Annotated in this window: 26 protein-coding genes; 13 read left to right on the top strand and 13 right to left on the bottom strand. The window is 71.5% G+C overall.

From position 1 onward, the window contains the following. The first annotated feature begins 3 nt into the window (after positions 1–3). Positions 4–711 carry a hypothetical protein gene (locus AC6JBM_RS48065; protein ID WP_497980269.1) on the top strand — a complete coding sequence of 236 codons (708 nt, stop codon included), beginning with the start codon at positions 4–6 and terminating at the stop codon, positions 709–711. 5 nt (positions 712–716) lie between these two features. Then, a complete protein-coding gene (locus tag AC6JBM_RS48060; protein WP_497980268.1) occupies positions 717–1655 on the top strand; it encodes a nucleoside triphosphate pyrophosphohydrolase in 939 nt (312 codons plus the stop codon). Positions 1656–1841: 186 nt separating this feature from the next. Here the strand turns inward: AC6JBM_RS48060 and AC6JBM_RS48055 are convergent, their stop codons facing one another. From AC6JBM_RS48055 to AC6JBM_RS48045, 3 genes are all read right to left on the bottom strand, one after another. After that, the gene (locus AC6JBM_RS48055) at positions 1842–1988 is read right to left on the bottom strand and encodes a hypothetical protein (RefSeq protein WP_497980267.1); all 147 of its coding nucleotides are present in this window, start codon (positions 1986–1988) and stop codon (positions 1842–1844) included. 20 nt (positions 1989–2008) lie between these two features. After that, complete coding sequence (locus tag AC6JBM_RS48050; RefSeq protein WP_497980266.1) at positions 2009–2437, bottom strand: phosphotransferase; 429 nt, start codon at positions 2435–2437, stop codon at positions 2009–2011. 343 nt (positions 2438–2780) lie between these two features. Next, entirely contained in the window at positions 2781–3029 is a 249-nt protein-coding gene (locus AC6JBM_RS48045; protein ID WP_497980265.1) for a MerR family transcriptional regulator, read from the bottom strand. Between the two features lie 118 nt (positions 3030–3147). Here AC6JBM_RS48045 and AC6JBM_RS48040 point away from each other — a divergent pair, with 118 nt between their 5' ends. Next, complete coding sequence (locus AC6JBM_RS48040) at positions 3148–3402, top strand: DUF6194 family protein (RefSeq protein ID WP_497986703.1); 255 nt, start codon at positions 3148–3150, stop codon at positions 3400–3402. Here AC6JBM_RS48040 and AC6JBM_RS48035 read toward each other — a convergent pair. After that, positions 3366–4181: a WecB/TagA/CpsF family glycosyltransferase gene (locus AC6JBM_RS48035; protein ID WP_497980264.1), complete on the bottom strand. Its 816-nt coding sequence runs from the start codon at positions 4179–4181 to the stop codon at positions 3366–3368. The two genes, AC6JBM_RS48040 and AC6JBM_RS48035, sit on opposite strands and share 37 nt — an antisense overlap. Before the next feature lie 80 nt (positions 4182–4261). On the opposite strand from AC6JBM_RS48035, the gene AC6JBM_RS48030 reads away from it, so the two are divergent. From AC6JBM_RS48030 to AC6JBM_RS48010, 5 genes are all read left to right on the top strand, one after another. After that, positions 4262–5185, top strand: coding sequence for a sulfotransferase (locus AC6JBM_RS48030; protein WP_497980263.1), 924 nt, complete (start codon positions 4262–4264; stop codon positions 5183–5185). Beyond that, positions 5182–6138: a glycosyltransferase family 2 protein gene (locus tag AC6JBM_RS48025; protein ID WP_497980262.1), complete on the top strand. Its 957-nt coding sequence runs from the start codon at positions 5182–5184 to the stop codon at positions 6136–6138. Before AC6JBM_RS48030 ends, AC6JBM_RS48025 begins: the two co-directional genes overlap by 4 nt. Positions 6139–6149: 11 nt before the next feature. Then, entirely contained in the window at positions 6150–6905 is a 756-nt protein-coding gene (locus AC6JBM_RS48020; protein WP_497980261.1) for an alpha/beta fold hydrolase, read from the top strand. Further along, positions 6902–8107, top strand: coding sequence for a CysS/YqeB C-terminal domain-containing protein (locus AC6JBM_RS48015; RefSeq protein WP_497980260.1), 1206 nt, complete (start codon positions 6902–6904; stop codon positions 8105–8107). The genes AC6JBM_RS48020 and AC6JBM_RS48015 overlap by 4 nt, the downstream gene beginning before the upstream one ends. Positions 8108–8251: 144 nt before the next feature. Beyond that, the gene (locus AC6JBM_RS48010) at positions 8252–9469 is read left to right on the top strand and encodes an NADP-dependent isocitrate dehydrogenase (RefSeq protein WP_350611959.1); all 1218 of its coding nucleotides are present in this window, start codon (positions 8252–8254) and stop codon (positions 9467–9469) included. A 50-nt stretch (positions 9470–9519) separates the two neighbouring features. Here the strand turns inward: AC6JBM_RS48010 and AC6JBM_RS48005 are convergent, their stop codons facing one another. Further along, positions 9520–10383: a bifunctional methylenetetrahydrofolate dehydrogenase/methenyltetrahydrofolate cyclohydrolase gene (locus tag AC6JBM_RS48005; protein ID WP_497980259.1), complete on the bottom strand. Its 864-nt coding sequence runs from the start codon at positions 10381–10383 to the stop codon at positions 9520–9522. Positions 10384–10414: 31 nt separating this feature from the next. On the opposite strand from AC6JBM_RS48005, the gene AC6JBM_RS48000 reads away from it, so the two are divergent. Then, on the top strand, positions 10415–11332 hold the full coding sequence (locus AC6JBM_RS48000; protein ID WP_497980258.1) for a serine hydrolase: 918 nt from the start codon (positions 10415–10417) through the stop codon (positions 11330–11332). Between the two features lie 33 nt (positions 11333–11365). Here the strand turns inward: AC6JBM_RS48000 and purH are convergent, their stop codons facing one another. Then, positions 11366–12898, bottom strand: a complete 1533-nt coding sequence (gene purH / locus AC6JBM_RS47995; protein ID WP_350611956.1) for a bifunctional phosphoribosylaminoimidazolecarboxamide formyltransferase/IMP cyclohydrolase — start codon at positions 12896–12898, stop codon at positions 11366–11368. After that, positions 12891–13502, bottom strand: coding sequence for a phosphoribosylglycinamide formyltransferase (gene purN, locus AC6JBM_RS47990; RefSeq protein WP_350611955.1), 612 nt, complete (start codon positions 13500–13502; stop codon positions 12891–12893). Before purN ends, purH begins: the two co-directional genes overlap by 8 nt. Positions 13503–13722: 220 nt before the next feature. Here purN and AC6JBM_RS47985 point away from each other — a divergent pair, with 220 nt between their 5' ends. Then, positions 13723–14310 (top strand): DUF4190 domain-containing protein, encoded by a 588-nt coding sequence (locus AC6JBM_RS47985; protein WP_350611954.1) that lies wholly within the window; start codon positions 13723–13725, stop codon positions 14308–14310. Positions 14311–14468: 158 nt separating this feature from the next. On the opposite strand, the gene AC6JBM_RS47980 is transcribed toward AC6JBM_RS47985, so the two are convergent. The 4 genes from AC6JBM_RS47980 to icmB all read right to left on the bottom strand — a co-directional run bounded on the left by AC6JBM_RS47980 (position 14469) and on the right by icmB (position 18666). Next, positions 14469–15773: a cell division protein PerM gene (locus AC6JBM_RS47980; protein WP_497980257.1), complete on the bottom strand. Its 1305-nt coding sequence runs from the start codon at positions 15771–15773 to the stop codon at positions 14469–14471. Positions 15774–15837: 64 nt separating this feature from the next. Then, positions 15838–16725, bottom strand: coding sequence for a succinate--CoA ligase subunit alpha (gene sucD / locus AC6JBM_RS47975; protein ID WP_497980256.1), 888 nt, complete (start codon positions 16723–16725; stop codon positions 15838–15840). A gap of 5 nt (positions 16726–16730) precedes the next feature. Beyond that, positions 16731–17906, bottom strand: a complete 1176-nt coding sequence (sucC, locus tag AC6JBM_RS47970) for an ADP-forming succinate--CoA ligase subunit beta (RefSeq protein ID WP_497980255.1) — start codon at positions 17904–17906, stop codon at positions 16731–16733. Positions 17907–18267: 361 nt separating this feature from the next. Next, positions 18268–18666 (bottom strand): coenzyme B12-dependent isobutyryl CoA mutase small subunit, encoded by a 399-nt coding sequence (gene icmB / locus AC6JBM_RS47965; protein WP_350611950.1) that lies wholly within the window; start codon positions 18664–18666, stop codon positions 18268–18270. A 304-nt stretch (positions 18667–18970) separates the two neighbouring features. Here icmB and AC6JBM_RS47960 point away from each other — a divergent pair, with 304 nt between their 5' ends. Continuing rightward, the gene (locus AC6JBM_RS47960) at positions 18971–19636 is read left to right on the top strand and encodes a M23 family metallopeptidase (RefSeq protein WP_497980254.1); all 666 of its coding nucleotides are present in this window, start codon (positions 18971–18973) and stop codon (positions 19634–19636) included. Positions 19637–19977: 341 nt separating this feature from the next. Here the strand turns inward: AC6JBM_RS47960 and AC6JBM_RS47955 are convergent, their stop codons facing one another. Further along, positions 19978–21030, bottom strand: a complete 1053-nt coding sequence (locus tag AC6JBM_RS47955; RefSeq protein WP_497980253.1) for a glycoside hydrolase family 113 protein — start codon at positions 21028–21030, stop codon at positions 19978–19980. Between the two features lie 74 nt (positions 21031–21104). Here AC6JBM_RS47955 and AC6JBM_RS47950 point away from each other — a divergent pair, with 74 nt between their 5' ends. Beyond that, positions 21105–21473 carry a helix-turn-helix domain-containing protein gene (locus tag AC6JBM_RS47950; RefSeq protein ID WP_497986702.1) on the top strand — a complete coding sequence of 123 codons (369 nt, stop codon included), beginning with the start codon at positions 21105–21107 and terminating at the stop codon, positions 21471–21473. On the opposite strand, the gene AC6JBM_RS47945 is transcribed toward AC6JBM_RS47950, so the two are convergent. After that, complete coding sequence (locus AC6JBM_RS47945) at positions 21460–21597, bottom strand: hypothetical protein (protein ID WP_497980252.1); 138 nt, start codon at positions 21595–21597, stop codon at positions 21460–21462. The genes AC6JBM_RS47950 and AC6JBM_RS47945 overlap by 14 nt on opposite strands. 33 nt (positions 21598–21630) lie before the next feature. On the opposite strand from AC6JBM_RS47945, the gene AC6JBM_RS47940 reads away from it, so the two are divergent. After that, positions 21631–21765 carry a hypothetical protein gene (locus AC6JBM_RS47940; RefSeq protein WP_497980251.1) on the top strand — a complete coding sequence of 45 codons (135 nt, stop codon included), beginning with the start codon at positions 21631–21633 and terminating at the stop codon, positions 21763–21765. Positions 21766–21902 lie beyond the last annotated feature (137 nt).

The raw sequence follows: 21902 nt of genomic DNA, 5'->3' as shown, positions 1-21902 counted from the left end.
ACTATGCGTGTTCGTCGCCTCGCCGGCGTGGTCGCCCTGGCCCTGGCCGCCGGCTCCGCCCTGGCCGCCTGCCGTTCCCAGCCGGACGTCGCCGTCTACGTCGGCGAGCGCCAGGTCTCCGCGGCCTCGGTCGACGCGATCGTGAAGAGCGTCAACGACGAGGCCGACCGGCGCATCGCCGCCTTCGCCGAGGCCCACGCGAAGAACCCGGGCACCCTGCCGCCGCCGCTCGTGCGCACCAACGGCACCGAGGTCGTGTCCCTGATCGTGCTCGCCGACCTCGGCAAGCGGGTCATCGCCGAGCGCGGCCTGAGCGCGCGGACGGCCCCGGTCGACACGATCGCGGAGACCTTCGGGATGTCGCCGTCGGACCCGTACGTGGTGCTGTGGACGGAGTACCTGAGCGGCCTGCAGTCCGTGGCCGCGGCCGAGCAGGCGCGGCCGCTCACCGACGAGGAGGCCGACCGGCTCTGGGAGGCCGGCGGGGCGGACGCGGACGTCGACTACGACGAGGCCACGCACCACTTCAAGACCCAGATCAGCCTGGGCCCGCTGTTCTCGGCCCAGCAGCGGCTGGCCGGAGCCCTGGACGCGGCGAACGTGTCGGTGAACCCGCGGTACGGCCCGGTGGTCATGCCCGTGGTCTTCGAGGGCAAGCACCTTGACGTAGGGTTCCCCTCCGAGAAGGACATGCTTCCGGAGGAGGGCTGACGGCGGTGTCGGGCAGCGTGGTCCTGCTGGTGACGTCCCCCCGGCTGCCGGCGGGCGTCCTGACCGCCGAGGCCTGGGACCTGGTGCGCGCGCACCCCGTGTTCACCGCCGCCGCGACCCCGCAGTCCGACGCCCTGGTGGCCGCGGGCGCCTCGGTGTCCGTGCTGACCTCCGCCTTCGTCGACACCTTGCTGACCGCTGTGTCCGCCCACGGCACCGTGGTGTGGCTGGCCGCGCCGGACGGCGACGAGGACCTGGCCCGGGAGCTGGGCCTCCGCCTGGCCCGCGAACCCGGTCTGGCCGCCTTGGAGCTCGTGTACGGCTCGTGGGATCCCCCGGGCGCGCGCCTCCTCGACGTGGTGACCGTGATGGATCGCCTGATGCACCCGACCCACGGCGACGCCTGGAAGCGGGCCCAGACGCACGAAAGCCTGGCGCCGTTCCTGCTGGAGGAGTCCTACGAGCTCTTCGACGCCATCGCTTCCGGGGATTCGCCCGCCGTGCGCGAGGAGCTCGGCGATGTGCTCCTGCAGGTGGTGCTGCACGCCCGCCTGGCCGAGGAGACGTCGGACTTCACGATCGACGACGTGGCCGGCGACCTGGTAGCCAAACTGATCCGGCGCAACCCGCACGTGTTCGCGGACACGGAGGTGGGCGGCATCGACGAGATCATCGCGAACTGGGAGCAGATCAAGAAGGCGGAGAAGGCCCGGGGCTCGGTCGTGGACGGCGTCGCGTTGTCGCAGCCGGCGCTGGCCCTGGCCGCGAAGCTCCTGCAGCGCGTCGCCCGCGCGAACCTGGACGTTGCCCTGCCACCGCCCACTTCCCTGGGCGGCCGGCTGTTCGCGGACGTGGCTGCTTCGTCGGAGGACGCGGAGACGGCGCTGCGGGCGGCGGCCTTGGCGTACATGGAGTCCGTACGCGCAGCCGAGCGCGGCCGATGACACTGGGTTTCCGACGGTTGCTCTGCGTGTTCGGCCCGGAGATCGATTAGGTCGAGCGGGTTACGCTTGAGGTGTAAATCGGAACGCCCGGCCGAGGCAGATTCTGCAATTTCTTGAATGTGCGGGCCGGTCTTGTCGATGGCCTTTCCTTTCCTTTCCTTTCCTGGCCTGGCCTGGCCTGGTCGATCAAAGCAGGCCGAGGAGTCGCTCGGCTTGCTGGTCGAGGGTGCCGGGTGGGTTGCGGTGTTCGGCGGGGCCGCCGGGGCGGAGCGCGTGCAGCCAGAGGATGGCGTAGAGCCGGCGCGCGTCGAGTAGTCGGTCGCCGTCGAACATGGGGGAGGAACTTGGTCCAGTCAGCGCGTCGAGGCGTCTTCGAAGTCGACGATCCGGATCCGCTGCCCGTCCCACAGGTAGTTGGCGAGGCTCGGGTCGGCGTGGCCCAGCACGGTGTTGCCGGCGGGGCCGAGGCGAAGGCCGGCCAAGAAGGACCGGGCCGCGCGGGCGGCCTCGCCCGCTGGGCCCGGCAGGTCCAGACCGGCCATGCGCTCGGTCACCAGCGCGTGGATCTCGGCGGGCGGGTAGGCCGACGCACGGTGCTGACCAGCATTGGCGCAGCGACGCGGGCCAACGCGGCTTGCTGATCGGTGTCCAGGTCGCCGGTCAGTGGGGTGCCGGGCAGCGCATCCAAGTCGGCGTCGTTCGGCTCGGGCACCAGGTCGGGATGTTGGGCGTGTACCCGGTGCAGCACGGCCTACTCCCGGAGGTGTTCGCCGCGTGACCACGACACGTAGCGCTATTCACGGGTTGGGTCCTGATCGGTCTTGCGCCGGGATGGTCGCCTTGATCCCACGGTGACGCAGGTGCCGGCGGTTCGCGCGGGACTGTCCGCGCGCTGCCCAGCGGTCACGAGGGCATGGTCGGCGGGCTCCTGTTCGACCCGCCCGGCGGCTTGTGCCGCAGGTCATCGTCGCGGCGGGCGTCGGCGGTGGGGCTGACGGTCCAGGCGATCAGCCCGGCCGCGTCAGCACAGGCCCGCGGCCCGGTGACGACTCGCTGCCGGACACCGGCACGCTGCCACCCGGACCCACCGCCCGACGCCGCAGACCACGGGCGTAGCGGAAGATGTCAGCGCCAGGAGTCCCGCCGCCGACGCGCGTTGATGTTCGCGTCTCGTGCGTGGAGGGCCTCGGTGATGTCGGAGGTTCGCCCTCGTTGCCGCAGGACCGGCATGAGCGCACGCAGGGGCGGGATGATGCGGTACTCGGCGAGGCGCCGCTGGTGCACGACTCGCGCGTCGCGCACGGCCGCGGGGGCGTAGACGCGAACCTGCTGGACGGAGCAGCCCGCCCGCCGGGCCACGCCGGCGGTGCGCAAGGGGCGATGAGGGTTCGCATCGCCGGCGTCGAGCCTCCGTGATCCAAGGTCGGGACGTGATCGTCCTGCGGCCGCAGCCCGGCGACGAGTCACCCGAGATCAGCCGGGGCGTTGCGTTCTGCTCCCGTCGACGCAGCTGTTCGCCACGATCGTGACGAAGGACTATCCCGACGAACCCGCCTCCGGCCTGGACGAGCCGGGCGCCTTCCGGCTCGACATCGCCGTGCCCAAAGCCGAGTTCGCGCGAGTCTCCGCACGACGCCCATGCCCGCGACATCCGGTCTACGGCGGCGCGGGCATGCATCGGGCGGCGCGCGTCCTGAGCGAGGACGGGGATCAGGCTCGGTGGGCCGGGCGGCGGGTCAGGCGGTAGTGCAGCGAGCGGGCCAGCAGTGCGGCGGCGAAGGGGGCGTCCTCGCGGAGATAGCGGCGGGCCAGGCGCCGGGGCTCGCGGGCCAACCGGTCCAGCCACTCGAGGCCGGCCTTCTGCATCGCCGGGCGGGCTCGCTGAACGTCTCCGGCCACGAAGTTCACCGCCGCGCCGCAGCCCAGGAACCAGGTCGCGGGCAGGGACCGGCGCAGGGACGCGATCAGGTGCTCCTGGCGGGGGAAGCCGATGCCGACGTACACCATCTGGGGTTCGGCCTCGATGACGCGCGCGCAGACGTCGCGTAGCTGGGTTCGGTTGCGGTCGAAGCCGAACGGGGGGCAGTGGGCGCCGGCGATCTGCAGGCCCGGGCACTCCTCGGCCAGGCGGGCGGCCGCGCGGTGAGCGCCGTCCTTCTGCGCGGAATCCGCGGGAGTGCCGCCCAGCACGAAGACGCTGCCGCCCTGGCTCGCCAGGCCCCGCGACAGCGACCAGATCAGGTCGGAGCCGGGCACCCGAGCGGGTAGCGCCCGGCCCGCCAGGCGCGCCGCCCAGACCAGGGGGGCGCCGTCGGCCACCACCAGGTCGGCCGCGCTCAGTTGGGCTCGCAGGGCGGCGTCTCGGGCCACCTTGCGCAGGATGTCCACGTTCGGGGTCACGATCCAGCCGCCCCGGCCCCGCTTCAGGGCGCTGAGGACGCGTGTGACCACCTCGGACTCCGTTACCGGGTCGATGGGCAGGCCGCCGACCGGTACTCGACGGGTGTGGGAGTAGCTGCGCAGCATCGTTCGTCCGCGATTCCTCGTTAGACCTACCAGATGCCAGCGAAACTGGCATATCCACCAAAACGACCAAGGAGGGCGCTTTGGTACGCGTTCTGTTCCTCGGAGGGCTTGGGCGCAGCGGCACCACGCTGCTCGAACGCCTGCTGGGGGAACTGCCCGGCGTGGTACCGCTCGGGGAGGTCGTGCACCTCTGGGAGCGCGACATCGCCGGCGACGAGCGCTGCGCGTGCGGCGACCACTTCTCGGAGTGCGGGTTCTGGCAGGCCGTCGGGGAGAAGGCGTTCGGCGGGTGGCAGCACGTCGATGTGTGGCGGGTGCTCGCACTGCGCCACGCCGTCGAGCGCACGCGGCACATTCCGCGGCTCGCCAGTGTGCGGATGAGTCCGGCGCACCGGCTGCTCGTCGAGGAGTACGCCGACTGGTACGCCCGCCTCTACGAGGCCGCCGCGATCGTCTCCGGGGCCGATGTGCTCGTCGACTCCTCCAAGCACGCCGCGCTGGCCTACTGCCTTCGGTTCGCGCCGAGCATCGACCTGCGCGTCGTGCACATGGTCCGGGACAGCCGAGGGGTGGCCTACTCCTGGACGAAGAAGGTCTCGCGGCCGGAGACCGACAATGCCGAGGAGATGACGCGGTACTCCCCCGGCCGCTCGGCCCTCCTGTGGAACGCGCACAACGTGGCGTTCTCGGCACTGCACCGCTGCGGGGTGCCGGTGCAGCGGGTGCGGTACGAGGAGCTGCTCGACCGCCCCGAGGACACCCTGCGCGATTTGTCGCGATTTATCGAGATAAAGCCGGGTGACCTGCCGTTCCTGGCCGGCAACACCGCCACCCTCGGCGCCTGTCACAGCGCCGCCGGCAACCCGATGCGCTTCACCGTCGGGCCGGTGCCCCTGCGCCGCGACGACGCCTGGCGCACGTCCCTGCCCGGCCGGCAGCGGCGGGTCGTGAGCGCGCTGACCGCCCCCCTGCTCGGCGCATACGGCTACCGGGGCGCCCGATGAGCGCGCCCGCCGGCCACACAAGCTCAACGAGCGCGGCCGGGCATTGGCCGAGCGTCGGCGTCATCATTCCCACGCGCAACCGGCCCGAGCTGCTGCGCCGCGCGGTGGCCGGGATCGTCGCCCAGGACTACCCCGGGCCGGTACGCACCATCGTGATCTTCGACCAGCACGACCCGGACGCGAGCCTGTGCCGCGGGGGTGAGCGCCCGCTCGACGTGCTGCCCAACCTGCGCAAGCCCGGGCTGGCCGGTGCGCGCAACACGGGCATCGTCGCGCTCGACACCGACCTGGTGGCGTTCTGCGACGACGACGACGTGTGGCTGCCGACGAAGCTGCGCCGCCAGGTGCACGCGCTGCAGCAGCGGCCGCAGGCCGAGTTCTGCACGTCGGCGATCGAGGTGGAGTTCGCCGACCGGCTCACGCCGCGGCTGGCGGGCGCCTCGCTGGTCGGGCTGGACGACCTGGTCCGCTCGCGGATGTCGATGCTGCACTCCTCGACGTTCCTGGTGCGGCGCGCCGCGTTCGCCGCCGACGAGATGGGGCTGGTCGCCGAGGACGCGCCCGGCAGCCAGAACGAGGACTGGGACCTGCTGCTGCGGGCGGTCAAGCGCGGCGAGATCGTGCACGTCGACGACCCGCTGGTGCGGGTGCTGTGGGGGCGCTCGTCGCTGTTCGCCTACGAGTACGGGACGAAGATGGCCTCGCTGCGCTGGATGATGACCCGCCACCCCGAGATCGCGGCGTCGACGACCGGGGCCGGCCGCGTGTACGGGCAGCTCGCCTGCTGGTCCGCGGCGACCGGCAACCGCCGGGACGCGTGGCGCTGGACGAAGGCGGCGATGCGCTCGAACTGGCGGGAGCCGCGCGCCGCGATCGCCCTCGCGGCCGTGACCGGCGTGGTCAAGGTCGAAAGCGTGCTCGGGGCCCTGCACCGGAGGGGTCGCGGCATCTAGGCTGCGTATCCATGAGGCTTCACGTTCGCGTGCACGGGGAGGGCCTCGAGGGGGTGCCGTTCCTGCTCGTGCACGGGCTGTCGTCGAACGCCCGGCTGTGGGACAGGGTGGCCGCGCACCTGGTGGCGGCGGGGCACCCGGTCCACGCGGCCGACCTGCGGTCGCACGGGGAGTCGCCGAGCCCGCCCGACGGGTACGACACCGCGACCGCCGCCGACGATCTCGCGGAGCTGGGCCTGCCGCCGGCGATCGTGGCGGGGCAGTCGTGGGGCGGCAACGTGGTGGTACAGCTGGCGGCCCGTCATCCCGAGCGCGTGCGCGCCCTGGCCCTCGTCGACGGCGGGTGGATCGACCTCGCGGCGCAGTTCCCGAGCTGGGCGGCGTGCGAGGAGCGGCTGCGGCCGCCGGACGTGAGCGGCCTGACCGCGACGCGGCTGCGGGCGCGGCTGCGGGCCGCGCACCCGGACTGGGAGCCGTGGGCGATCGAGGCGACGGTGAGCAACCTGCACGTGCACCCGGACGACTCGCTGAGCCGGCGGCTGCCCGTGCCCGAGCACATGCGGATCGTGCGGAGCATGTGGGACGACCCGCCGCAGCCGTACTTCCCGCGGATCGCCGTCCCCGTGCTCGCCATCCCGGCCGGCTCGCACACGCCCGACCTGACCGGTCTCGCCGACGTGAAGCTGCGGCCGTATCCGGGCGCGGACCACGACGTGCACGCCCAGCACCCCGCGTCCGTCGCGGCCGACCTGCTGAGCCTCGCATGAGCGGGCTGCTGGTGATCATGGGCTCGGGCGAGACCGCGCCGACGATGGTCAAGCCGCACCGCGAGATCTTCCGGCGCTGCGGGCACCGGCCGGCGGTGCTGCTCGACACGCCGTACGGCTTCCAGGAGAACGCCGACGACATCTCGGCCAAGGCCGTGAAGTACTTCGCCGACAGCACGGGCCGCGCGCTCTCGGTCGTCAGCTGGCGCAGCACGCCCGCGGCCGGCCTGCCGCTCGAACGGGCGCTGAGCGGCCTGCGCGAGGCCGGCTGGCTCTTCGCGGGGCCGGGCAGCCCCACCTATGCGCTGCGGCAATGGTCGGAGACGCCCTTCCCAGGTGTACTGGCTGAGGTCCTCGCGGCCGACGGCGTGGTCTGCTTCGCCTCGGCCGCGGCGCTGACCCTCGGCTCGCACACGATCCCGGTGTACGAGATCTACAAGGCCGGCAGCGACCCGCACTGGGTGCCCGGGCTGGACCTGTTCCACCAGGTGACCGGGCTGCCCGCGGTGCTGATCCCGCACTACGACAACGCCGAGGGCGGGCACCACGACACGCGCTTCTGCTATTTGGGCGAGCGCCGCCTGGCCCGGCTGGAGCCGCTGCTGCCGCCCGAGGCGTTCATCATCGGCATCGACGAGCACACCGCGGGGCTGTTCGACCTCGGCGCGCGCACGGTGACGGTGGTCGGCAACGGCGGGCTGACCCTGCGCCGGGGCGGCCGCTCGCAGCGCTGGCCGGCCGGCACGACACTGCCCTTCTCGGTCTTCACCGGTCTCCCCGAGGCGGACTTCACGCCCGAGGCTCCCGCCGTCGTGCGGGAGCCGCCGCCGCCCACCTCGCTGGCCGCCTCGACGCAGGCGGCGACGGGCAGGTTCGACGCATGCCTGGCGGCCCGCGACCCGGACGGCTGCGTGGCCGCGGCCCTGGAGCTGGAGCAGGCGCTGCAGGACTGGATCGCGGACACGGACGTGTCCGACGAGCGCGAGCAGGCCCGGGCGGCGCTGCGGGGGATGCTGGTGCGGCTCGGCTCGCTCGCGGGCCCGGACCGCTTCGGTCCCCTGGTCACGGCCCTGGTCGCGCTGCGCACGGAGGCCCGCACGGCGAAGCACTGGGCCCTGAGCGACTCCCTCCGCGACGTCCTGGCCGACGCGGGCGTGACGATTCGGGACACTCCGACCGGCCCGTCGTGGTCCGCACGATAAGTCGGGCACTCCGTGCCGCGACTTATCGGACATTTCGCGATATAGCGTTATCCTGCCAGCTCAGGGCCCGACTTCGAGCCCACCCAAGCCATGCAGTACGCTCGTACTGCTAAGCGTGGACAGCGCGAGAGGAGCGCCCGGCCGATGGCGAAGATCAAGGTAAACAACCCTGTCGTCGAGCTCGACGGCGACGAGATGACCCGGATCATCTGGAAGCAGATCCGCGAGCAGCTGATCCTGCCCTACCTCGACGTCGATCTGAAGTACTACGACCTGTCGATCGAGTACCGCGACCAGACCGACGACCAGGTCACGGTCGACGCCGCGAACGCCATCAAGCAGCACGGCGTCGGCGTGAAGTGCGCCACGATCACGCCGGACGAGGCGCGGGTCGAGGAGTTCTCGCTCAAGAAGATGTGGCGCTCCCCGAACGGCACCATCCGCAACATCCTCGGCGGCGTGGTCTTCCGCGAGCCGATCATCATGTCGAACGTGCCGCGCCTGGTCCCCGGCTGGACCAAGCCGATCATCATCGGCCGCCACGCCCACGGCGACCAGTACAAGGCGACCGACTTCGTGGTGCCCGGCCCGGGCAAGGTCACGGTGACCTACACGCCGGCCGACGGCGGCGCCCCGATGGAGTTCGAGGTCGCCAACTTCCCCGGCGGCGGCGTCGCGATGGGGATGTACAACTACGACGACTCGATCCGCGACTTCGCCCGCGCCTCGCTGCGCTACGGCCTCGACCGCGGCTACCCGGTCTACCTGTCGACCAAGAACACGATCCTCAAGGCCTACGACGGCCGCTTCAAGGACCTGTTCGCGGAGATCTTCGAGACCGAGTTCAAGGACGAGTTCGCGAAGGCCGGCATCACCTACGAGCACCGGCTCATCGACGACATGGTCGCCGCGGCGCTGAAGTGGGAGGGCGGCTTCGTGTGGGCCGCCAAGAACTACGACGGCGACGTGCAGTCCGACACCGTCGCGCAGGGCTTCGGCTCGCTCGGCCTCATGACCAGCGTGCTGATGACCCCCGACGGCAAGACCGTCGAGGCCGAGGCCGCCCACGGCACCGTCACCCGGCACTACCGGCAGTGGCAGAAGGGCGAGAAGACCTCGACGAACCCGATCGCGTCCATCTTCGCCTGGACGCGCGGCCTGGCCCACCGCGGCAAGGTCGACGGCACGCCCGAGGTGACCAACTTCGCCAACACCCTGGAGCAGGTCTGCGTCGACACCGTCGAGGGCGGCCAGATGACCAAGGACCTGGCCCTGCTGATCTCGCGCGACGCCCCGTGGCTGACCACGGACGAGTTCATGAACGCGCTGGACCAGAACCTCGCGAAGCGCCTGAGCGCCTAGTTTTTCCGCGAACGGCCCCGCCGCCCGATGGGTGGCGGGGCCGTTTCGTATCAGGCCTGACGCTCGGCCAGCTCCACGACGTTGGCCAGGAGCATCGCGCGGGTCATCGGCCCGACGCCGCCCGGCATCGGGGCCAGGAAGCCGGCCACCTCGGCCACGTCGGGCGCCACGTCGCCGACCAGCCGCGCCTTGCCGGACTCGTCCACGACGCGGGTCACGCCCACGTCGAGCACCGCCGCGCCCGGCTTGACCATGTCCCGGGTGAGCAGCCCGGCCGAGCCCGCCGCGACGATCACGATGTCGGCGTCGCGGGTGTGCGCGGCCAGGTCCCGGGTGCCGGTGTGGCACAGGGTCACGGTGGCGTTCTCCGTCTTGCGGGTGAAGATCAGCCCGAGCGGCCGGCCCGCCGTCGTCCCGCGCCCGATCGCGGTGATCTCGGCGCCGTTGATCGGCACGTCGTACCGCCGCAGCAGCTGCACGATGCCGTTGGGCGTGCACGGCAGCGGGGCCGGGATGTTCAGCACGAGCCGGCCCAGGTTGGTCGGGTGCAGCCCGTCGGCGTCCTTGCCGGGGTCGATGAGCTCCAGGAGGCGCTGCTCGTCGAGGCCGGGCGGCAGGGGCAGCTGCACGATGTACCCCGTGCACGCCGGATCCTCGTTCAGCTCCCGCACCGCCGCCTCGACCTCGTCCTGGGTCGCGGTCGCGGGCAGGTCGCGGCGGATCGAGGCGATGCCGACCTCGGCGCAGTCGCGGTGCTTGCCCGCCACGTACGCGTGCGAGCCCGGGTCGTCGCCCACGAGCACGGTGCCCAGGCCGGGCGTGATGCCCCGGGCCGTGAGCGCCGCCACCCGCACGCGCAGCTCGTCCTTGATGGCGGTCGCGGTCGCCTTACCGTCGAGAATCGTTGCCGTCACGGGACCCGAGTCTGCCATTAGAGTGCAGGGCGTGCTGCTTCGGCGCGGGGTTGTCGCCCTCCTCACCTTGTTCGTCCTCACGGCGTGCGGCGACGACGCGGCCCCGCAGCCGATGGTGGGCCAGCCGTCGGGCGGGCAGAGCCAGGGCCGCCAGGTCGACGACGGCTCGGCCGGTCTGGCCGGCAAGGGCGCCTCGGCCGCGCCCGGGAACACCGCGGACCAGGCCACGAAGGCGCTCGCGTTCGTGAAGAAGCAGCCGGGCACCTTCGGCATCGTCGTGCGGGACCGGCAGACCGGGCAGGTCTGGCGGGCCGGGGACACGAAGGCGACGACCTGGACCGCGTCGACCATCAAGCTCGCGATCGCCACCGACCTGCTCGAACGCCAGCAGGCCAAGGCGATCACGCTCGCCGCGGCCGACAGGGCGAACCTCGACAAGGCCCTGATCAACTCCGACAACGACGCCGCCACGGCGCTGTGGAACAAGTTCGACGGGCCCGGCATGCTCGACCGGTTCACGGCGAGGTTCGGCATGGGCGATCTCGCCGTCATCGACGGGTACGACACCTTCTGGCGCAATCTGCGGTGCAGCGCCGAGGATCTGCAGAGCCTGATGACGTACGTGCTGGAGAAGCTCGACGCGACGAGCCGGACGTATCTGGTGACGACGCTGCGGAAGGTCGCGGCCAACCAGCACTGGGGCGTGTGGGCGGCCGGCTCGGCGCTGCGGCCCGGCAACAAGGACGGCTGGGCGGAGAAGCCGGTCGACGGCAAGAACGTCTGGGTGACCCACACCGTCGGGTTCGCGGGCGACGGCGAGCGCTATGTCGTGGCCGCGATGTACGAGCAGAAGCCGGGCGGCACCCTGGAGAAGGGCGCCCACGCGGTCAGCGACGCGGTCGCGACCTACTTCGGGGCCAAGGTGCCCGCCCCCGTCACGCTGCCGTAGCCGGGGGCGGGCCGCCTTCGCTAGTGGAATTCGCTAGTGGAAGAAGTGCCGGGTGCCGGTGAAGTACATCGTCACGCCGGCGGCGTTCGCGGCCGCGATGACCTGGTCGTCGCGGATCGAGCCGCCGGGCTGGACGATCGCCTTCACGCCGGCCGCGATGAGCGCCTCGGGGCCGTCCGGGAACGGGAAGAAGGCGTCGGAGGCGCAGACCGAGCCGGTGACCCGCTCGCCGGCCCGGCTGATCGCCAGGCGCACCGAGTCGACCCGGTTGACCTGCCCCATCCCGACCCCGACGGTCGCGCCGCCGGAGGCGAGCAGGATCGCGTTCGACTTGACCGCGCGCACCGCCCGCCAGGCGAACGCCAGGTCCGCCAGCGTCTCCTCGTCGGCGGCCGAGCCGGTGACGAGGGTCCAGTTCGCGGGGGCGTCGCCGTCGGCGTCGATGCGGTCGGCCGCCTGCACGAGCACGCCGCCGGAGATCTGGCGCTGCTCGGCCGGGGCCGGCGTCCAGACCGGGGCGCGCAGCACGCGCAGGTTCTTCTTGGCGGTCAGCACCTCCGCGGCGCCCTCTTCGTAGGCGGGCGCCACGACGACCTCGGTGAAGATCTCGCTGATCTGCTTGGCCAGGTCGACGGTGACCGGGGCGTTGACGGCGATCACGCCGCCGTAGGCGCTGACCGGGTCGCAGGCGTGGGCCTTGCGGTGCGCCTCGGCCACGTCGGCGCCGACCGCGATGCCGCACGGGTTCGCGTGCTTGATGATCGCGACGCAGGGGTCGGTGAAGTCGTGCGCGGCGCGCCAGGCGGCGTCGGCGTCGACGTAGTTGTTGTAGGACATCTCCTTGCCGCCCAGCTGCTCGGCCTGGGCCAGGCCCGGGGCGGCGGCGGGGTCGGTGTAGAGCGCGGCGGCCTGGTGCGGGTTCTCGCCGTAGCGCAGGGTCGCCGCGTGGCGCAGGGCCGTGCCCGCGAACCGCTGGTCGTCGCGGGCGAACCAGGCGGCCACGGCGACGTCGTACTCGGCGATGTGCGCGAAGGCCTGGCCGGCCAGGGCGCGGCGCTCGTCCAGCGTGAAGCCGCCGTCGGCGACTGCCTGCAGTACCGAATCATAGGAAGCGGGCGACGTGACCACCGCGACGCTCGGGAAGTTCTTGGCCGCGGCCCGCACCATGGCCGGCCCGCCGATGTCGATCTGCTCGACGCATTCGTCGTCCGACGCGCCGGAGGCCACCGTGTCGGTGAACGGGTAGAGGTTGGAGACCAGCAGCTCGAACGGCTCGATGCCGAGCTCGCCGAGCTGGGCGGCGTGGGCCTCCAGGCGCAGGTCGGCCAGCAGCCCGGCGTGCACCTTCGGGTGCAGCGTCTTGACCCGCCCGTCCAGCGTCTCCGGGAAGCCCGTCAGCTGCTCGACCCGGGTGACCGGCAGCCCGAGGGCCTCGATGCGGCCCGCGGTCGAGCCGGTGGAGACGAGCTCGACACCGGCGCCGGCGAGGGCGCGCGCGAGCTCCTCGAGACCGGTCTTGTCGTAGACGCTGATGAGCGCGCGCCTGATGGGACGGCGGTTAGCCACGGCCCAGCCTGACCTTTCGTTCGTTGACGGTCCAGCCTTCGCGCACCATCCGCCCGACCGTGTCGACCAGCTGGCGGCGCTCGGCCACTTTGATCCGCTCCAGCAGCGTGTCCTCGGTGTCGTCGTCGAGGACCGGCACCGCGACCTGCGCGATGATCGCCCCGGTGTCGACGCCGCTGTCGACGAAGTGCAGCGTGGCCCCGGCGAGCTTCACGCCATAGGCGAGGGCGTCGCGGGGCCCGTGCGTCCCGGGGAACGCCGGAAGCAGGGCGTTGTGCGTGTTGACATACCTGCCCTCGTACTCGCCGAGAAACCGCGGCCCGACAAGTTTCATGAACCCGGCGGAGACCACGAGATCCGGCTCGAAGCGCGAGCACTCGGCCAGCAGCGCGGCGTCCCACTCGTCGCGGGTCGCGAAGTCCTTGACCGACGCCACGAAGGTGGGCACGCCGTGACGCTCCGCGCGCGCCAGCCCTTCGATGCCGGGGCGGTCCGCGCCGACCGCGACGACCTCGGCGCCATAGGCCGGGTCGGCGGCCGCGTCGAGCAGGGCCTGCAGGTTTGACCCGGAACCGGACACGAGCACGAGAAGCCGAACGGTCACCGCAAAACTCTATCGACCGGGTCGGCCCTGCTCAGCGGCGGGTCGGCCGCCATTTGCTGACAAACTACGCAAAAGTCTAGCGCGTTACCGATACTCCATCGTTTACCACTGCGAAGAGTTGATCGGTCCAAGTAGGCTGCCGTGGTTCCGTATCCCCTCGGGACTACCCTGGTGCGAACCACCACACAGCGATAGTCCCCAGTCTTAGGAGCCAGAAGTCATGGGCTACCCACCACCGGGCCAGGATCCGTACGGGCAGCAGCCCAACCAGGATCCCTACGGCCAGCAGCCGCAGTACGGTCAGCAGCCCCAGTACGGGCAGCAGCCCGGCTACCAGGACCCGTACGCGCAGCCGCAGCAGCCCGCCTACCAGGACCCCTACGCCCAGCCGCAGCAGCCGGCGTACCAGGACCCGTACGCGCAGCAGCCGCCGGTCTCCGGCCAGCCGTACCCGACCTCGGGCGGGGCGTACCCGACCTCCGGTGGCGCCTACCCGGCCGCCGGTTACCAGGCGCCGTACGGTCAGCCCGCGGGCGGCCAGCCGCAGAACACGCTCGGCCTCGTCGGCATGATCCTGGGCATCGCGGCCATCCCGCTGCTGTGCTGCTTCTCGATCGGTCTGCCGCTCGGTATCGCGGCGGTCGTCGTGAGCTACCTCGGCATGAACAAGGTGAAGCAGGGCCTGGCGAACAACCGGGGTCAGGCGCTCGCCGGTCTCATCTGCGGTGGCGTGGCCGTCGGCCTCTGGGTGATCCTGCTCATCCTGTCGCTGACCCTCAACCTCAGCACCGGCTACAGCTACCCGTAAGCCTTCTCGCAGGGCTTTTCTGAAGGGGCGTGCGGGCTCGGCTCGCGCGCCCCTTTTACGTGTCCGCTTACTCGCGCCAACTCGCGCTAACCGCCCTTACTCGCGTGCCGCCTTCGCCCGCAGGGCGATCTTGGTCGCGGCCGCCGACAGCAGCGTGCTCACTCGCGCGCCGCCTTCGCCCGCAGGGCAATCTTGGTCGCGGCCGCCGACAGCAGCGTGCCGATCGCGACCATGAACATCGCGACGAAGCCGACCGCGCCCGAGTGGGGGCCGACGTCGGTCAGGCCGCCGGAGCCCAGCGAGCCGCTGGCCGCCGCGCTCACCAGCCCGAGCAGCATCCCGGCAACGGGCCCGGCCAGCAGGGCGGCGCCGAGCAGGGCGTACCACGAGCGCCCGGGATCGAGCCGCAGCGACCGGCGGGCCAGCAGCCAGCCCGCGATCAGGGCCGCGAGCAGGGGCAGCCCGAGCAGCAGCGGGGCGTAGCCCGTCGCCGGGGTCGAGGGAAGACCGGCCAGCAGTGGTACGGCGGGCAGGGGCCCCACCGTCACGTGCGCCGCGCTGATGAACGTCTCCGAGCCGATGGTGAAGCCGGGCCCGACCAGGTAGCTGGCGGCCCACGCCGCCACGTCCGGGGCGAAGAACCCGCACACCACCACGAGCCCGACCTGCCCCGCGATGCCCGTGTGGTAGTCGTCGATGATCTGGCTCGCGTCGCCGCCGCTGAACGCGACCGCCATGCCGGTGGTCGCCGCGCCGGCCCCGAGCACCAGCAGCGCGGCGACGGCCCCGGTGCGGGTCGCGTCGCGCAGCACCCGCGGCGTGCGGGCGGCGAGCCGGGCGATGCCGCGGGCCTCGGCGAACGCCCCGAGGGAGCCCGCGACCAGGCCGAAGCCGGCGAACGTGAGCGCGGCGCGGACCGGGGACACGCTGATGCCCTTGTGGCCGGCGATCGTCGCGGCGAGGGCGCCCAGCAGGCCGTACACCACCATGATCCCGATCCCGGCGCGCGTCGCCGGCCATGGGGACCACGGTGTGCCCTTGTGGTGGGCGCGCGCCCCGATCGCGCGGGCCGTGTGCACGCCCGCGCGGTAGACCCGCCACGCGGCGATCGCGGTGAGCCCGAGCGGGGCGAGGCTGATGGGGCCGATGCCGGTTTGCAGCGGTACCCAATGGGCCAGCACCCAACCGGCCAGCCCGAGGCGCAGCACCTGCCCGAGCGGGGCGCCGGAGCTGTCGAGGGCGAAGAGCAGCCAGACCACCAGCAGGGTCGGCAGCAGCGACACCAGGGCCGCCCAGAGGGAGTTGACCACCGCGGCCAGGACCAGCGGGGCACGCCGAGCCGGGCGCTTGGCGGGGTCCTTCCCCCGCACCGCGCGCCGCTGGATCGGCAGCCGGACGGTCTCGCGGTCGGCGAGCCGGGTCTGCGCCCCCTCTTCCGGGTCTTCAGGGGTGGTGGTCGGCATCGCCTTTTACTCTGCCAAAGACCGGACGGCCGGTCACTAACCCCGGCCGTCCGGACCTATGTCTTTACAGGGCGGTGACGATGTCCCGCATGAGGTTCGCCGTCTCCGTGGGGGTCTTGCCCACGGCGACGCCGGCCGCCTCGAGCGCGAGCTTCTTGGCGTCCGCGGTGCCCGCCGAGCCCGAGATGATCGCGCCCGCGTGGCCCATGGTCTTGCCGGGCGGGGCCGTGAAGCCCGCGATGTAGCCGACGACCGGCTTGCGCACGTTGGCCTTGATGAAGTCCGCGGCCCGCTCCTCGGCGTCGCCGCCGATCTCGCCGATCATGACGATCGCCGCGGTCTCCGGGTCCGCCTCGAACGCGGCCAGCGCGTCGATGTGCGTGGTGCCGATGACCGGGTCGCCGCCGATGCCGATGCACGTCGAGAAGCCGATGTCGCGCAGCTCGTACATCATCTGGTAGGTCAGCGTGCCCGACTTGCTCACCAGGCCGATCTTGCCCGGGCCGGTGATGTCGGCCGGGATGATGCCGGCGTTGGACTTGCCCGGGCTGGCGATGCCGGGGCAGTTCGGGCCGATGATCCGGGTCTTGTTGCCGGCCGCCTGGGCGTGTGCCCAGAAGGAGGCCGTGTCGTGCACCGGCACGCCCTCGGTGATGACCACCGCGAGCGGGATCTCCGCGTCGATCGCCTCGATCGCGGCCGACTTGGTGCCGGCCGGCGGGACGAAGATGACGGTGGTGTCGGCGCCGGTCTGCTCCATCGCCTCACGGACGCTGGCGAAGACCGGCAGCTTCGTGCCGTCGAAGTCGACCTGCTGGCCCGCCTTGCGCGGGTTCACGCCGCCGACCACGTCGGTGCCCGCGGCGAGCATGCGCCGGGTGTGCTTGGAGCCCTCGGCGCCGGTCATGCCCTGGACGATGACCTTGCTGGACTCGGTCAGCCATACCGCCATGGTCGTTACACCCCACTCGCTGCGAGCTCGGCGGCCCGGCGGGCCGCGCCGTCCATCGTGTCCACCCGCTCGATCAGCGGGTTGCCGGCCTCGTCGAGGATCCGGCGGCCCTCTTCGGCGTTGTTGCCGTCGAGGCGGACCACGAGCGGCTTGGTGACCGCCTCGCCGCGGTCGGTGAGCAGCTGCAGCGCCTGCACGATGCCGTTGGCGACCGCGTCGCAGGCGGTGATGCCGCCGAAGACGTTGACGAAGACGCTCTTGACGTCGGGGTCGCCCAGCACGATCTCGAGGCCGTTGGCCATGACCTGAGCGCTGGCGCCGCCGCCGATGTCGAGGAAGTTGGCCGGCTTGCTGCCGAGGCCCTCGCCCGCGTAGGCCACGACGTCCAGGGTCGACATGACCAGGCCCGCGCCGTTGCCGATGATGCCGACGTTGCCGTCGAGCTTCACGTAGTTGAGGTTCTTCTCCTTGGCCGCCTGCTCCAGCGGGTCGGCCGCGGCCTTGTCCTCGAGCTCTTCGTGGTCCGGCTGACGGAAGTCGGCGTTGGCGTCTAGCGTGACCTTCGCGTCCAGGCAGAGCACGGTGCCGTCGGTGGTCTTGGCCAGCGGGTTGACCTCGACGAGCGTGGCGTCCTCGGCGACGAACGCCTGCCACAGCTTGACCGCGATCGACACGACCTGGTCGGCGACGTCGGCCGGGAACTTGGCCTGCTCGACGATCTGGCGGGCCAGGGCCTCGTCGACGCCCTTGACGGCGTCGATGGCGACCTTGGCCACCTTCTCCGGGGCGTCGTGCGCGACGGTCTCGATCTCCATGCCACCCGCGACGCTGGCGATGCACAGGAACGTGCGGTTCGCCCGGTCGAGCAGGTAGGAGAAGTAGTACTCCTCGGCGATGTCGGCCGTGGTGGTGACCATCACCTTGTGGACCGTGTGGCCCTTGATGTCCATGCCGAGGATGTTGGTCGCGTGCGTGGTCGCCTCGTCGGCGCCCTCCGCGAGCTTGACGCCGCCGGCCTTGCCGCGGCCGCCGACCTTCACCTGGGCTTTGATGACAACCCGGCCACCGAGTTGTTCGGCGATCGCCCGGGCCTCTTCAGGGGTCTCGGCGACACCGCCGCCCAGCACGGGCAGCCCGTGCTTGGCGAAGAGGGCGCGCCCCTGGTACTCGTACAGGTCCACAGTTGGTCCCGTTCCGTCAACCGTGCCGCCTGCCCCATCGCGAGGACGGCTCAACGATCGCAGCCTAACCAGGCGCGGGCCGTCCGGCTTCGCGCGGGTTCCCGATGTGCCCCATTCCACTCCCTGTGACTTTTCACTTCCGGGGGACACGGGCAGGACCGCGTAACCGCCCCGGCGGAGCGTCGTTGAGAGCAGTGTCGGCCCGCCCACGGGAAACCCGGGGGGCGAGGCCGGCACCAAAAACGGCCGATGCCCTGTCGGTCGAGGGGTGGCGGCGGGGCATCGTGCGATAGAGGGGCCGGACGTGTGAGGGGTGCGTCCGGCCCCTCCCCCTTTTTGCCCATTCCGCGTTGACGTACGCCTATTCGGCGACCAGATTCCCCTGCGCCCATTCCACGATGGACTGCGTCGTCGCGCCCGGGGTGAAGATGGCGGCCACGCCGAGCCGCTGCAGTTCGGGCAGGTCCTCGTCCGGGATGATCCCGCCGCCGAACACGGTGACGTCGGCGGCGCCCCGCTCGGCCAGCAGCTCGATCACCCGGCGGAACAACGTCATGTGCGCGCCCGAGAGCACCGACAGCCCGACGGCGTCGGCGTCCTCCTGGATCGCGGTCTCCACGATCTGCTCGGGGGTCTGGTGCAGCCCGGTGTAGATGACTTCCATGCCGGCGTCGCGCAGCGCGCGCGCCACGATCTTGACGCCTCGGTCGTGCCCGTCGAGGCCAGGCTTGGCGATGACGACGCGGGTCCGCGCGCTCATCCTCACGGTCCTTCCCGGCCGTTCGTGGCGGCCACTGGGTCGAGCCCGCACCGTTGCGGGATCTCAGCCGAAGGTACCGCACGCCGCGCCGCCCATTCCGCGATGCGCCCGCAACGACGACCCGACAATGCGGTTACGCACAATTAACCCGACGGGCTTTTATTCGGCGCGGCGCGCACCACAACTTGTGCGAACGATTCCGGCGTGGCTACCGTGACCTTCGGCTTTCAGCATTCTTGATTTATGTTCACGATTTCTTTGTACTTTGTCCGACTCGGAGGTTCCCGCGTTGCCAGCACGGAACATGCGCGCGAACTACCGTGGCCGCCGCCGCCTCGAGGACCCCCGCAGCCGCTATCTCGCCGTGTTCACGACCGCGCTGGTCGCCTCGGGAATCGTGGCGCTCGGCACCGCCACCACGCTGCCCGAGTCGCACACGGACGGCCTGTCCATGGAGTCGACGGGCAACTACGACGACATCTCCACCCGTTCGGGCGACCGCGCGAGCCGCGGCGACGCCCACAGCACGGTGACGACCGCGAACCAGCCCGCGCCCGACGTGTGGATCCTGCCGCTGCGCAAGTACACGCTGACCTCGTTCTACGGCCAGCGCTGGGGCCGCCTCCACCCCGGCGTCGACCTCGGCGCCGCCCAGGGCACCCCCTTCGTCGCGGTAGCCGCGGGCAAGGTCATCCTGTGCCGCTGGAACGCCGGCTACGGCAACAACGTGATGATCGACCACGGCGACGGCGTCGTGACCGTGTACGGCCATGCCTCCAAGCTCCTCTGCAAGGAGGGCCAGCAGGTCAAGGCCGGCGATCGGCTCGCACTGGTGGGCAACACCGGGCATTCCTTCGGGTCACACCTGCACTTCGAGGTGCGCGAGAACGACAAGCCGATCGAACCGCTCGCCTTCATGCGCGAACACGGCGTGGACATCCAGCGGCACACGGAAGCGATCTATTCGTAAATCCGTTTCGGCTCTCGGCCGCTTTCACGTTTCCACCCCCGCCGAGTCCGCGCCCAAACGCTCCAGGCCTTCACACCACATTCGCACTGACTCTGCTCCTCAGGGCGGCGCACGCAATTCGGCAGCCGACGATTCCGCACACCCGGGGTGCCCACTTCCCTGACCGGATTGAGCCAGCACGACGCTCGCCCGCACCCAGCCGCAGCCCGATCCCCACGCGTCTCGGCCGCCCACGCTCTCCTAGCCGGCCCCGTTCGCGCTTTCTCCCAACCGTGGCCCCGCGGACTCGGCTCCGCGAACTTGGCTCGGCGGACTCGGTTGGTCGTCCGGGTCAACGTGGCTCAGCGCGAACGGCGGTGAAAGTCGGCAAGGGCGTGGAAGGCCTCCTTCGGCTCCCACGCCATGTCCGGATAGGTCGTGCTCCGCGCACCGCGGCGCAGCGTCCGGACGATGCTCAGCGCACTGGCGTCCAGGTCATACCGTGGGTCGGGGTCGTACGGCGCGAGCGGGAAGCTGAAGCTCATCACGAAGGTCCCGGCGACGCCGGCCCGCTCCAGCCGTTCGAGCTGGTCGATGAGCAACGTGGCCTGCGCGTGCTCGTCCCGCAAGCGGACCGTGCGCACCCGGGGCCGGACGAGCCGGCCGACCGTGGGCAGGTGCGCGCCGACCATGCTGATCGGGGTCGCGTTGAAGGTGCCGAGCAGCTCGGGGTTGTCGGCCTCCCGGCAGGCGGCGAACCCCAGTTCGGTGTTCACGACCGGTTTGCCGAGGGCCAGCAGCCGATCCAGCACAACCTCGTAGCGGTCGCCGAACTGACGGTAGAGGTTGACGGCGACGACGTCGAAGAGCTCCCAATCCGGTTTCTCGAACGGCAGTGAGCTGTAGCTGACCGGGCCGTGGAAGCTCCGGCGGACAGCGGCGGCAGCGTCGGCGAGGAAGGCGCGTAGCGGCGGGGTGTGCCGGCCGGAGCGCACCAGCTCGCGCAGCGCGGCCGCCTGCCGGCGCCGGCCGAAGGTGCGGCCGGGCACGATGCCGCGCATAAAGAGGGTCAGCTCGTTGCCGACGTTGAAGGTGAGCTGGTCGGGCCACCGACGGCGCAGCGGTTCGACGGCGGCGGCGACCTCGGTGAGATAGGCCAGAGTTTGCGCGGGCGTGGCATTCCAGAGCTCCGGGGAGAACCACACCCGCAAGCCGAGGGCGAGCGCGTCTTCGGTGGCGGCCAGCAGCCGGGCGGGGTCGCGCCCGCAGAGCCGTACGGCGTTGGCGGCCAGGTCGGTACGGATGATCTCCAGCTCGCGGCGGACCAGGGCCGGGGTGTAGTCGGGCCGCCAGGTCGGCAGCCGAGGACCCATCGCCCGGCCCACGTCGTACAGCACCCCGAACTGGCTCAACATCGCCCCTCCAGTTGCATCGCTACCGATGCATCGGCGACGCTATACGGCAGCTCTCCAAGATCGCCGAAGTGACGATGCGGTCGGCGGCCAAGGCGGCCAGCACTCCCCCTGGCGTGGGGCTGATCCTGGCCGATGTCAGCGCCGCCCCCGACAGCTCCATCAGCCAGATCACGGCCCGAACCGGGCTGCCGCAGAGCTATGTGTCGGAGTCCGTCGCCCGGCTGCGCGACCAGGGTGTCTTCGAGACCTCGGCCGATCCCGGCGACGGGCGGCGCACCCTGGTCCGGGTCAGCGCGGCCATCCCCCACGCGGTCAGCCGGTCGGGCGCGGTCACCGTCGACGAGGCTCTGCTGGCCGCCGCCGGCACCGGCGATCCCGCCGCTGACCGGGAACTGGTCGCGGCACTGGAGACCCTGGCCGACCGACTGGTTACGCGTTCCTGACAGCGGCGGCCGACTGAAGGGCGACGGCCTTCACGCGCACCTCCACCTTGCGGACCTTGCCGGTGACGGTCATCGGGAAGCCATCCACCACCTGCAGATGACGACTGACCGTCGGCAACCGCACTGAAACACACAATCAGGCAACGAGGAGACGCCGATGGGACCGTCGCTGCTCGGCCAGGCCGCCGGCATGTTCGCCGTGACCAACATCGACGATCTGCTCGTACTGGCCGTCCTCTTCATCGGCATCGGCCTGACGATTCTGATAGAAAGCGGCGCGTTCGGACTCTGACCGGGTAGGCCCACAGACCCGTTCGTCGCCGACGAATCCGTGCGCTCCGCCAGGACGCCGGGATGCCGTTGTTCGCCTCCGCTCAGTCCGGCCGACGCGCAGCCGAACCGCCCCAGACCGGCCAGCCGACGCGCGCC

The organism is Dactylosporangium thailandense (genome assembly GCF_059739745.1).
This window is presented reverse-complemented; position numbering and strand designations above follow the sequence as displayed.

Coding starts and splice junctions, on each gene's coding strand:
- AC6JBM_RS48025 (WP_497980262.1), top strand. CDS start 5,182: ATGAGCGCGCCCGCCGGCCACACAAGCTCAACGAGCGCGGCCGGGCAT.
- AC6JBM_RS47940 (WP_497980251.1), top strand. CDS start 21,631: ATGGGACCGTCGCTGCTCGGCCAGGCCGCCGGCATGTTCGCCGTGACC.
- AC6JBM_RS48065 (WP_497980269.1), top strand. CDS start 4: ATGCGTGTTCGTCGCCTCGCCGGCGTGGTCGCCCTGGCCCTGGCCGCC.
- AC6JBM_RS48015 (WP_497980260.1), top strand. CDS start 6,902: ATGAGCGGGCTGCTGGTGATCATGGGCTCGGGCGAGACCGCGCCGACG.
- AC6JBM_RS48055 (WP_497980267.1), bottom strand. CDS start 1,988: ATGTTCGACGGCGACCGACTACTCGACGCGCGCCGGCTCTACGCCATC.
- AC6JBM_RS47985 (WP_350611954.1), top strand. CDS start 13,723: ATGGGCTACCCACCACCGGGCCAGGATCCGTACGGGCAGCAGCCCAAC.
- AC6JBM_RS48035 (WP_497980264.1), bottom strand. CDS start 4,181: ATGCTGCGCAGCTACTCCCACACCCGTCGAGTACCGGTCGGCGGCCTG.
- AC6JBM_RS48020 (WP_497980261.1), top strand. CDS start 6,150: ATGAGGCTTCACGTTCGCGTGCACGGGGAGGGCCTCGAGGGGGTGCCG.
- icmB (WP_350611950.1), bottom strand. CDS start 18,666: ATGAGCGCGCGGACCCGCGTCGTCATCGCCAAGCCTGGCCTCGACGGG.
- AC6JBM_RS47980 (WP_497980257.1), bottom strand. CDS start 15,773: ATGCCGACCACCACCCCTGAAGACCCGGAAGAGGGGGCGCAGACCCGG.
- sucD (WP_497980256.1), bottom strand. CDS start 16,725: ATGGCGGTATGGCTGACCGAGTCCAGCAAGGTCATCGTCCAGGGCATG.
- AC6JBM_RS47960 (WP_497980254.1), top strand. CDS start 18,971: ATGCGCGCGAACTACCGTGGCCGCCGCCGCCTCGAGGACCCCCGCAGC.
- AC6JBM_RS47955 (WP_497980253.1), bottom strand. CDS start 21,030: ATGTTGAGCCAGTTCGGGGTGCTGTACGACGTGGGCCGGGCGATGGGT.
- AC6JBM_RS48010 (WP_350611959.1), top strand. CDS start 8,252: ATGGCGAAGATCAAGGTAAACAACCCTGTCGTCGAGCTCGACGGCGAC.
- AC6JBM_RS47950 (WP_497986702.1), top strand. CDS start 21,105: ATGCGGTCGGCGGCCAAGGCGGCCAGCACTCCCCCTGGCGTGGGGCTG.